General features: G+C 63.2%; 9 protein-coding genes. All 9 read right to left on the reverse strand.

All coding sequences use genetic code 11. The annotated features are described in order from the left end of the window. Window positions 1-92 precede the first annotated feature (92 nt). Window positions 93-2,228, reverse strand: a complete 2,136-nt coding sequence (locus ACO1BU_RS25305; protein ID WP_424138752.1) for a GumC family protein — start codon at window positions 2,226-2,228, stop codon at window positions 93-95. Continuing rightward, window positions 2,221-3,546, reverse strand: a complete 1,326-nt coding sequence (locus ACO1BU_RS25310) for a hypothetical protein (RefSeq protein WP_424138753.1) — start codon at window positions 3,544-3,546, stop codon at window positions 2,221-2,223. Before ACO1BU_RS25310 ends, ACO1BU_RS25305 begins: the two co-directional genes overlap by 8 nt. A 384-nt stretch (window positions 3,547-3,930) precedes the next feature. Further along, entirely contained in the window at window positions 3,931-4,785 is an 855-nt protein-coding gene (locus tag ACO1BU_RS25315) for a lytic transglycosylase domain-containing protein (protein WP_424138754.1), read from the reverse strand. Further along, window positions 4,785-5,396 (reverse strand): polysaccharide biosynthesis/export family protein, encoded by a 612-nt coding sequence (locus ACO1BU_RS25320; protein ID WP_424138755.1) that lies wholly within the window; start codon window positions 5,394-5,396, stop codon window positions 4,785-4,787. The genes ACO1BU_RS25315 and ACO1BU_RS25320 overlap by 1 nt, the downstream gene beginning before the upstream one ends. Before the next feature lie 130 nt (window positions 5,397-5,526). Then, complete coding sequence (locus tag ACO1BU_RS25325; RefSeq protein ID WP_424138756.1) at window positions 5,527-6,819, reverse strand: outer membrane beta-barrel protein; 1,293 nt, start codon at window positions 6,817-6,819, stop codon at window positions 5,527-5,529. Window positions 6,820-7,247: 428 nt separating this feature from the next. Then, complete coding sequence (locus ACO1BU_RS25330) at window positions 7,248-8,060, reverse strand: glycosyltransferase family 2 protein (protein WP_424138757.1); 813 nt, start codon at window positions 8,058-8,060, stop codon at window positions 7,248-7,250. A gap of 177 nt (window positions 8,061-8,237) precedes the next feature. Further along, a complete protein-coding gene (locus ACO1BU_RS25335) occupies window positions 8,238-9,506 on the reverse strand; it encodes a glycosyltransferase family 4 protein (protein WP_424138758.1) in 1,269 nt (422 codons plus the stop codon). Next, a complete protein-coding gene (locus ACO1BU_RS25340; protein ID WP_424138761.1) occupies window positions 9,503-10,435 on the reverse strand; it encodes an NAD-dependent epimerase/dehydratase family protein in 933 nt (310 codons plus the stop codon). Before ACO1BU_RS25340 ends, ACO1BU_RS25335 begins: the two co-directional genes overlap by 4 nt. Window positions 10,436-10,442: 7 nt before the next feature. Continuing rightward, a partial coding sequence (locus ACO1BU_RS25345; protein ID WP_424138759.1) for an ISAzo13-like element transposase-related protein occupies window positions 10,443-10,705 on the reverse strand: 263 nt, incomplete at its 5' end.

The raw sequence follows: 10,705 nt of genomic DNA on the forward strand, positions 1-10,705 counted from the left end.
AGTGCAGATTTAAGCTGAAAGGCGCCGGATGCCGCCGTTCCGATGTGACATCCCGCATGCCATGCGACTGCACGACGCGGGGGTGGCTGGCGCTAGGTGTCGCCGTACACTTCCAGGCTCCTCCGAGACTTCACCTGCGAAAGCACGATACCGGAGATCGTGGAGGTCGCCTTGGAGAGCCGCGCGATGCTGTCCTGTACCAAGTGCCGCGGTGTGCGGTTCCACTGGACCACGAGCAAGGTCTGGTCAGCGACCTGAGCGAAAACCTCTGGTTCTGCCGCCACGGTAATGGGCGAGGTGTCGATAATCACCAGATCGAAATCATGTGTAAGCTGGTCGATCATCGAGCGGAAGGGACCGCTGCCGAGCAGGCGCTGGATGACCTGTGTCGACCGGCCGACACCCAGGCAGCAGAGGCCCGAATCGCCGACCTTGGTCACAACATCGTCCAGCTGCAGCGTCTGGTCGAGCACATCGGAAAGGCCCGGGCTGGCCTGCAGGCCAAGCGAGCGTGTCAGCCGTGGCGCGCGGACGTCTCCATCGATGATGAGGCATTTGTAGCCGATACGGGCTGCCAGATGCGCCAGCGCCAGGCTTACATAGGTCTTACCCTCGCCTGCCAGGCACGAACTCACCGTAACCACAGTTCCCCGGCTGCTGGACTTTCCGATCATGACCCGGCCAAGAAGCATGTCGATGGATTCGGCGAAGCGGGTTCGCTGCTCGCTATATGCCTGGCCACCGAAACCCTGCTTGTCCTTGCCGAACTTGATCTTGGGGATCGCCGACAGGACGCTGACGCGCGTCGCGCGCTCGACGTCCTGGACCCGCCGGAAGCCCGGCTCGAAATGCACGAGGATGCGGACAACGAAGGAGGCCGCGATCAGCCCTGCGGCCAGGCAGCCGGCCATTAGGATGGCCGGGCTTAGGCTCGCGGGGCTGGTTGGCGGAACCGCCAGGCCGATGATGCGGGCATCCCGCCGCAGGAAGCTCTCCTGGGCCACCACATCCTTGATTCGGAGCAACACATTCTCATAGATGGCGCGGGTCGCATCTGCATCTCGCTCCAGGGCGCGCAGGCCGATTGTCGCCGTGCGCAGTTCGCCAAGCCTCCGGGTGAGCGTGTCAACCTCCTGCTGCAGGCTGCGCTGCAGCGCCCGGGCTGCCTCGGCATCATTTTGCAGGCTGGCGCGGATCCGACTGGTTTCATCGGCGATCGACTGCCGGACACGGGCCAGGGCATTCCGGCGCCCCATCATGGTGGGCGATGCGTTGCCGGTGGTCGTGGCCAGCTCGGCAACCTGCTTCTCCAGATCGGCCTCCTGGATTCTTAGCTGCTGGATGACATAGGAGCTGAGTACTTCGCTTGACCTCTCGGGTGGGTCGCTGGTGAGGCGGCTCAAGCGTGCAGTGATATCCGCCAGGCGGGTGCGCGCCTGCGACAAGGCCAGGTTGGCGTGAGTAAGACGTTCGGCGATCAGCCCCGTTCCGTCTCCCTGGACCAGGTCGTATCGTGCCCGGTGCGCCTCGATGGCTCTCTCCGTGGTGTCGACCGAGCTTTGCAGCTCCGCCATGCGTCTCGCCAGCCAGTCGGCCGTCTCGCGCGTTCCCTCCCGCTTCAGATCCAGCGCAATCTCGATATACTCGTGCGCAAGCGTGTTCGCCACCTCCGCAGCGATCTCCGGATCATAGGAACGGTAAGCTACTGTGATAACGCGCGAGCGTTCCACCGGAGTGACAGTCACCCGCTGAAGGAAGCGGGTGATGAGCGGTGCTTCAGGTGCTTCCTGCCTGTCGGACTGCAGAAACTGCTGCTTCACGTAAGATAGAAGCTGGAAGAGGCCGGACTGCTCGGAACCGAGATCCTGAATGACTTTTGGGGAGAGTCGCTCAAGAACACGCTGCGCCAGATCGGGTGATTTCAGGACTTCCACCTCGCTCCGGACGGATTCGCTGTCGAGGGTGATGCCGCTGACCGCGCTTTCAACATTCAGCCGCAGTCGCTCATTCGGTTCGATGAGGACACGGGCTGTCGCTACATAGGTCGGCCGCAGTGAGGCGACCAGCCAGATTGATGGTCCCGAGACGAGCACGAAGACCAGTGCGAATGCCAGCCAGCGCTCGCGCAACGCCGTAATGGCGTCTCGCACGTAGTAGGTGTTTTCGGCTGGAGGCCGATGCATCCGCACCGAGCCGGGATCCACCGGAAGAGCCACCGAGCTATTCATGGTCATGCATCCTGATCGCAACGGCCGAGCCGCGGTTCACTCTTTCCTCTCCCCAGAACCGGATCTCTCTGCAGGCCAGGGCAAGTATCAGCAGAGGGAACCAGAACAGGTAGGAGAAGGTGTATTTCTGAAGGACCGGATTGAAACTGATGAAGATGCTGAAGACGAGGATGAGGATATAGATGGACTGCAACAAAGTGACGGCTGCCCAGGCTCCTGCCGCTTCAGCAATGGCAAGAGACCGTCCCAGATGCCTAATGGCTCCAAGCAGGCTAAGCGCAAAGATCCCGTAGCCGAGTGCGCCGCCTTGCCACAGCATGATCAGGAAATCGGAATGAACGGGCGCCTGGCCGCCAGTCGCGGGAAATACTCCGGGATCCTCGCCACCCGTCCACCCATCGATCACAAGGCCAACATTGACGTTGGTCGTTCCGACGAAGCCTTGGCCAATAGCCCAAGGCGTGGACAGGATCGCTTCTCTTGCAAGCTTCAGGACAACCATTCGGAACGGATTGTTGCTGGTCGATCCGAGCAGATCCTCCTTCACCATTGGTTCGATGCCGTAGATCAGGTCGGTGAAATCCGGCATCGTAACGAAGATGACGGGAAAGAGAACCAATACGAGCAGGAGGAGGTTACCGACGGCCATGGTCAGGGCGCGTCTCTGCAGAACGAACCCGAATGCGATGCACAAGCCAATCGTGAGGCCGGCCATGAAGGATGATGATGGCCTCAGCAGGAGGCTAAGAACGATCAGGCCGCTCAGAACGCAGAAGACGCGCCAGCGTCGTTGAAGCGCCGAGAGGCACAGCGCGAAGATCGCGAAGAACGTGTTCTCGTGAATGGTCATGGTGAACCAATCTTCCCAGGTGAACTTCCAGAACAGGAAGACCACCTGGGCAGCGACGTGCATGAGTACGAAGATGAGGGAGAATTTTTCGAAGAACCGGAGGGTCCTGCCGAAATCGAGGCGGCTCTGATCTTCGGGAATGAAGGCAACCAAACCGACGAGCATCATGGGGAATAGCGCGGATGAGTAGCTAATCCGCTCTCCTTCACCCTGTCCGATGCCCAGAGTGACCATGGAGACCAACGAAAGCACGAGGAATCCCAAAGGGTAGAGCGGATAGGTTGTCAGCGAGAGATTGATCAGGAACGTCGCCGCCGCCACCGCCAGAATCGCTAGAAAGAAGGCGTATTTCAGAAAGGAGAGTTGCGGCAGCAGGAGGCTGCAAGATCCGTCGCAGACCACGAGGATCAAGAGCGCGCCTAGAAGCCGGAACCGCGTGCTTCCCTGAAAATCCGCTGCCGATGCCATGGGCGTCCTTCAGGACCAGCAAACCGCCGTGTTGAAGATGAGGGCCATCAAGGCAGCCTGTCGGCCTATCCTCAATGCGGCATTCGGGCAGAGGACTGGAAATTCCGGGGGAGGCGGGTGCGGGTCGTTTACGTTTCTAAAGGGGTAATCAGGCCGGGTGATCCAGTTCGTCAGTGGGCTGCCAGGGCAGGCCATTGCGGAGCTAGTTACCTGAGGCGCGGCTGCCCGCCCCATGCAGCATCTGACACGTTATGGAGGCACCGGATCGGTCGCCAGAAAGCCGAACCATTGGCTTCAGGACCGCTGGGCAACTGGCCTCGTTGCCCGCATGGGGCAGGGCGCCTGCCTTTTCCGGCCGGAGCTTCTAACGTGGCTGGGGCGTACCTACCCGGAATGCTTCCGCCCAGCCCACGGTGTCGTGCTGGCCTCCTCAGTAGGCCGCCATCGTACCGGGGGAAGGCGGCTGGAGGCCACGCCCGCCGACCATCGCCCGGAAGCGCCTGTCGGCCGCATGCCCGACCAGGCAGCTGCGATCTGGCCAATAGCGTCCCGGGGCGCGTTCGGGCGGGCGAGGAGGGCAGTGTCCCGCCTGGCAGGACTGTCCCGAGATGATGCCATAGCCCAGCTTTCCACCAGCCGCTCGCGCCCGCGGTCAACGGCAATCGCCCCCCCTCGCTGTGGCCAGACCGCAGCCACGCGCGCGCTGTACGACTCGGCTCTCTCCGGCGTGGTAGAGTGATAGCGGCCCACGGCCGTAGCCCAATGCCCCGTTGCAGCCTTCAGCTGGCTGAGAAAGCGGGCCGCGTAACGGACGTTGACCAAAGGGTCAAAAGCATCAGCCGTGGAGGAGAATGCCGCGGGATGGTGGTGCAGGTTGACCTGCATGCAGCCGACATCGATGAGCCGGACGCCGCGGGCTTGCAGTTCGCCGACGGCGGCAATTGCTTCCGCCCGCGTCGCGAAGAACCGGCCTGTACCCTCCGCGTTGATCGTCCAGGGCCAGGGCGAGACCGTGCCGGAAGCGGGATTCCGGCGCCCGGATTCGACGAGCCCGATGGCCATAAGCAGGCCGGCCGGCAAGCGCTCGGCAGCTTCCGCCGCAGCGATGGCGGCCCGACACGGGTCGGCCTGGCCCGCTGCAGTGCCTGCCTCGGCGACGGCCGGGTCCGGAAGAAGCAGCGTCAACGGCACGCCGAATGCAGCCAACCGAGCCATGCCGCGGAGATTCTGCCGGCTCATCAGAACCGGCGTTCGAAGGCGTTCACCACATCGCCGGGGCGGAGCAAGGCATTCCGCTCCGCCCGGTATTCCTGGGCGCGCCCGTCTTCGCCAATGCGGGTGACCGCGACGTAGTCGGTCACGGCCCGGTAATTAAAGCCGCCCATTACAGCGACGGCGGAGAGCACCGTCATCCCCGGCTGATAGGGCGTCTGTCCACCGCGTTCCACCATGCCGAGCACGAAGACGGGACGATATGTCAGCACCTCTACTGCCACCTGCGGCTGCGTGAAGAGGCCACGCTCAGTCATGATTGCCTCGACGGCGCGCTCCGTCTCCGCGGTCGTGCGGCCGGCAGCAGGTACCGTGCCGACAAGAGGCAGGGCGAGCGATCCCGTATCCGTCACCCGGAACTCCCCGGTCAGCCGTGGATCATTGAAAACCGTGACCCGCACCTGATCGCCCGGCCCGAGACGGTAGGGACCAGCCGGCCCGTCAGCGAGCGGAGGAAGATCCCTACCAGGAGCGGCGCAATTCGCGAGTGCCAGGAGGAGTGGCATGGCCAGGATGAGGCGCCGGCACAGTCTCAGATAAGGGCCGGCGGGCCCGCGATGAGGGGACGGAGCGATCATGAGACCTCCGGTCTAGCGGCGGAGCCGTTTTCTTGTGGGACACTGGAAGAAGCGCTGGCACGCAGCGGGACGGCCGTGGGGTGGCTGCGCCCTGGCTGAAGTTCCAGCGAAGGGCGGACTGGAAGGGGCCTCACAGCGCGATCCTCAGCCGTAGCTGGAACAGGTTCTGGTCGTACTCGCGGAGGCCCCTGGGCGCGTGCAGGCGCTCGAAGCGCTGATAGCTGGCGAGGAGAGAGAGATTCCGGCTGATCAGAAAGCGTGCCCCGATAATGGCGACGAGGTCGGTCACCGTTTCACGGGGTTGCTGGTACTCTCGGTGCTCCCCGCGCACCTCCGTGCTGAGGATAATGTTGCGGCGGAATTCATGGTCCGCAGAGACGCGGAGTTGCGTGCGGATGAAGCTGACGCTATCCGCGCGGATCGATTCCTCGATGGTACGGCTGGCCGAAAGAGTGACCGTGGTGAGTTGCGACGGAAGGTAGACGACCTGCCCCTCGAAAGCCGGGCCGGACAGACTCGGAAGATCCGCCCCTTCGTAATTCCGGTGCCGGTAGCCAGCCGAAAAGCGCACGGACCAGAGGCCAGTCAGGTCGTAGCGTACGCCGCCCAGCACCTCCCAGGTGAAGGAGTTCTCGCGTGTCCGGGCGTCCTGCCGATAATTGATATCCGTCAGCCGCGTGGTCAGCGTCACGGCCCGCCCCGGCAGGAAGCTATAGGCGAGCCCGAGTTCCCCGAGGATCCGGTCGTGGTCGTTGGCCGGTGCCCGGTTGAAGATGCCGTCGTTCAGGGCCAGGCGGCCCTCCTCCTCATAGCGGACGCGGGCGTATTCCAGCGCGCCGGTCAGTGAAAGGCGATTGATCGCGGCGGTGCCGGTGACCCTTGCGCGATCGGTATCGAACGGAAGGGGGCGTGTCGCTCCCCTTTGCTCGACATCAAAATCCGTCACATCGAGGTGGCCGCGAATATGGTCGTACCGGAAGCCCAGGGAGGAGGCTCGGCCGATGTCGTAGCGGCCATCGAACCCAACCGTGTAGTCATTCCAGTTGAGCTCACTGTGCTGCAGATGTTGCCGCGTGGCCTGGGAGGCTGTGATGCCGACCGCATGGCGCGTCCAGTCGCTGTTCAGCCCGAACTGGACGGCTTCCTCGACGAAGACCCCCGAGCGCTTGCGCTCCGCCTGAGGTACGAGGTTGTCGCTGAAGCCCAATCCAGTCTCCAAGGCGCCGTCCAGCCGGAAGCCTCCCAGCCTCACGCCGAGCGCCTCATAATCAGATCGTGGGCGGGTCTCGATCGTCACGCCGCGGGCGACCGCTTCTGGCCCGATTGTCTGGGCGGAAAGATGCCCGACGGGGACGGACAGCACAGCCGCGGCGATATAGGGCAGACGCACCAGGCGCTTCTCCTCGAGCCGACCGAGCCGCATCGCCGGGCACCAGAAAGCCCGTCAGCGGAGAATGACGGCCTGCAACGGCAAGGGCCGTTGCAGAGTCTTCCGTAAGCCGCTGAAACCCTGGACCCCATAGCGATGCCGGGCACTCCGGTCCGGAAGCATCGCTCACATCTACCATACGTTGCTGATTCGAGACAAGATTCTCGGAAGTAGTAGACCATGGCTCGACCTTCATGTTCTGCTCAGCCCAGTACGCTGCCGGCCGATCCCCGGCCCCGGGCGCCAACCTTCCAACGGCCGAATATCCATCCCGATGGTATCGACGGCCAGAGCCGATCGCCCATGACGAGGTCAGCCTCCGCTGCCGCCGCAGTTAGCTGTGGCATCAGGAAAGGCCTCGGCAGATCTGATGTGGCTTGCATGGCGGTATGCGGCGACTGGATGGCCCTCGCCTCCTGTCGCTAGAAATATGCCTTCTCTTGCAGCCGCAGCCGAAGCCGTGAACGTTCGGCCACCTTCCGCATCAGCCACTGCGGGTTGGCTAAGTTGAACCACGCCTTCAGCGCGTATCGCCAGAGATGACGCTCCGCCGCGGAAGGGGGGCCGAAACTATCCAGAACCCGCCGGCACTCGCCCGCCGCACGCACGGAGTTCACCGCGCTGTTGTTCTGTCCAGTACGCCGGAAGCACGCCACCGGCTGCGGCAACCGCGCATAGGGTGCAACCGAGAGCGCCCGCGCGAACATCTCGTAATCACCCGAATCCCGATAGGCGATATCGAAACCGCCGAGTTCGGTAAAAAACTCCCGGGAGAAGTAGGTTCCCATGTGCATGATCGGGTTCCATCCAAGACAAACATGCATGCGCGTGCTCATCCAGCTCGGCGGCGCAGCGAGCTCCCCCAGATAACGACCGCGCTCGTCAATCCAGCGGATGCCGCCGACCACCCAACGTCGGCCACTCTCCTGATAAGCTCTCACCACGCTCTCCATGGCACCATCGAGCATCACGTCATCGGCGCCCAGAAAACCGAGAAGCTCCCCAGAGGAGTCAAACGAGCCCTTATTGATTGCATCGAAAATGCCGCGGTCCTTGCCTTTCAGCACGCGCAGGCCCTCGGCCTCCGCCAATTCGACGGTTCCGTCCGTACTACCGGCGTCCTTGATCACGTGCTCGATCCGGATGCCGTGTGTCTCGTTCCTTCGAACGGAGGCGATGCACTCCGGCAGATAATCGATGCCGTTGAGGGTTGGCGTCACCACGGTCACGATCATAGAGCGGTCTCCTGAAACACGGTTGGCAGTGGCTACTGACGCGGATGCGAGATATCGGCCGATGGTCCGGGAACGGGCAGCGGCGGTGGGCGGGTTGGCGCCGCAGCTAACGCTCTTGCGATGACGCCCGCCACCGCGCTCTTTGCTCATGCTGGAGGCGGGCGCCGGGGCTCTCCCTCAATGCGCATTGCGCCTTCCCAGGGAGGGAAGCCAATGGGCAGCCTGCCTGCCAGTGAGGCGCAATGCTCTTGCGTATCCCAACAAGGCTTGATCGGCTGCGCGTTCCCAGGTGAACAGCTCCAGCACCCGCCGCCGTGCCCGGTTGCCCATCGGAAGCAGTTGTTGAGGGTCATCCGCCAGCGCGTTCAGCGCGGCTGTCAGCGCTCGGCTATCTCCGGGAGGAACTAGCACGCCGCAGCCACCCGCGATCTGAAACGGTATGCCTCCGACCCGCGAGGCCACCACCGGCAGCCCGTGCGCCATCGCCTCGAGCACCACAAGCGGCAGAGTATCTGCGAGCGACGGAAACACGAACAGGTCGGACCGGCGGAACAAGGCACCGACCTCGGTGTCGCTGAGTCGCCCGGTTACTATGATGCGCCGGCCCGGCTTACATGCATCGATCGCACCCTGATAATCGACTCCGTCCCGCTGCTCGCCTCCAACGATCAGCAAGAACGGCCGATCCAAGCGGGCGAAGGCCTCAAATAGTTGCGGCAGCCCCTTGTTCGGGGTGTGATTTGCCAAGAACATGCAGGTGAGCTCACCCGGCGGCCGCTCTGGCGGCACGCCGAGGCGCATTAAGATCTCTCGATCCGGGCACCCGTCATCTGCCTGCGGAGTTGTGATGCCGTTCGAGACTACCGTCACAGGTCCAGTAAAGCCCATCGCCGCGACGATCTCGGCATCAGCGGGCGAAAGGGCGAAGATTCCGTCCGCATGACGAACGGCCCTTGCGACGGGGCTGAAAACTAGCCGCTGCCAAAGTAGGCGCTTAGCCGCGCCAAATCCGTAGACAGCGGACCCGTTGGCGATTTCATTGAAGCCGTGCGTCGAGATCACGTAGGGAGTACGGCTCGAGATGCAGGCTCGGGCGACGCGTTCCATCTCCATCGCCGGCATAGGGTTGTGCAGGTGCACAAGGTCATAGTCGCCCTCGGACACCAGGCGCGGCAGATCGGAGCGATAGAACAAGGTACTGTAACGGAAGGGCAAGCGGGACCATGGCATAACCGGCGGTAGCCAGCAGCGCACAGGAAGGTGCCGCACAGGTGCACTCTCCTCAGATCCGCTCATCATGCTGGCTACCGTGATGTCGCAGTACGGGCTGAGCGCTTCGCTCAACTGCTCCGCCGCTCTCGCAGCGCCGCTCACATGCAGGTGCGGCGGTGCTACGATGGCGGCCAGGATCCGCAGCGGCTCTGTGCCCCTGGCGCGCCGCATCATGGTACTCCGTGCCGGTACCTTGCGACCAGAGGCTCATCCAGCTCCGGCGTCGACCATAGGTCGGCAAGGGCATCGTCGATTGTATATTGCGGGGCCCACCCAAACAGCCTTGCCATTTCCTGGGTGTCGGCTGCGAGATACGGCCGGTCCACGCGCCTGAGACGGTTGTCCGCCTGCCGTATGCGAAAGTCGTGGCCCGAGATTCGGCGCAGCTTCTCGACGACTTCTATCACCGAATAGGCCGATGACGTCCCGAGATTGACGACGCAGGTCTCGCCAGGCTGGGGCTCGCGGCCCAAGGCAACTGCCCGGAAACCGGCGGCGGCATCACGTACGCTGACGTAGTCACGCTTGGGGCTAAGATTGCCAAGCTCTATTGTGTCCCGTCCGGCCTTTAGCTGTGCGACGATCTCCGGAAGAAGGTGCGGATTGGTCTCGCCGGGACCGATCACGTTGAAAAGTCGTACAATGACGGCCTGCAGGCCCCGGGCTGAGGCGACCTGGCGGACGTAGTGCTCGCCGTGGAGCTTCGTCAGGCCGTAGATGTCGCTCGGCGAAAGTTCCGCATTCAACTCAGAATGCGGCCGCTCCTCCGGGCGGTAGACGGCTCCAGAACTTGCAAAAACAAAGCGCGCTCCCGTTGGTGATGCCAACAGCACGTTCAAGGTGCCATCGACATTGGTGGAAACCGCGAGTGCGGGATCCGCCTCACATTCGGGGATGTAGTGGATGGCGGCCAGATGGACCACCACCTCCGGTTCGAAGGAGATCATCACCCGCTGAAGCGTAGCCGGGTCACGAATGTCAGCGGCCTCGAGCCGGACGGTCTGAAGAACCTCCTCGGGGAAGCACCATCCCCCGTACCGGAGCCGGTCCAGGATGCAGAGATCATGCTCTTGGTGAAGGAGGCTAAGGAACTGACGCGGAATAAGTGCTTCAAGGTGGCTGCTGGGTGGGTGAGATGGTGTAGTTCCACTCGCCGTGGAACGGGTCGCGCTCGATAGCGAGCGCGGCCATCTCCGCATTGGTGACCTTGATGCCCTTGGGATAGCGGTTGGCGTCGAGCTCGCAGCGCACCGTCAGGCCTGTCTGGGTGGTCGTGGCACCGATCAGTTGGACGATGACCTGATGGCTGACCAGCGGCTTGCCACGCCAGTTCCGGGAGATGGAAGCGAACAGGCGGTGCTCAATGCGGTTCC

Origin of the sequence: Roseomonas chloroacetimidivorans (genome assembly GCF_049629625.1) — a bacterium.
Classification (GTDB): domain Bacteria; phylum Pseudomonadota; class Alphaproteobacteria; order Acetobacterales; family Acetobacteraceae; genus Roseomonas; species Roseomonas chloroacetimidivorans.

Bases quoted from the DNA above. Each gene is read 5' to 3' on its own strand.
- ACO1BU_RS25305 (WP_424138752.1), bottom strand. From the start codon at position 2,228: ATGAATAGCTCGGTGGCTCTTCCGGTGGATCCCGGCTCGGTGCGGATG.
- ACO1BU_RS25310 (WP_424138753.1), bottom strand. From the start codon at position 3,546: ATGGCATCGGCAGCGGATTTTCAGGGAAGCACGCGGTTCCGGCTTCTA.
- ACO1BU_RS25315 (WP_424138754.1), bottom strand. From the start codon at position 4,785: ATGAGCCGGCAGAATCTCCGCGGCATGGCTCGGTTGGCTGCATTCGGC.
- ACO1BU_RS25320 (WP_424138755.1), bottom strand. From the start codon at position 5,396: ATGATCGCTCCGTCCCCTCATCGCGGGCCCGCCGGCCCTTATCTGAGA.
- ACO1BU_RS25325 (WP_424138756.1), bottom strand. From the start codon at position 6,819: ATGCGGCTCGGTCGGCTCGAGGAGAAGCGCCTGGTGCGTCTGCCCTAT.
- ACO1BU_RS25330 (WP_424138757.1), bottom strand. From the start codon at position 8,060: ATGATCGTGACCGTGGTGACGCCAACCCTCAACGGCATCGATTATCTG.
- ACO1BU_RS25335 (WP_424138758.1), bottom strand. From the start codon at position 9,506: ATGATGCGGCGCGCCAGGGGCACAGAGCCGCTGCGGATCCTGGCCGCC.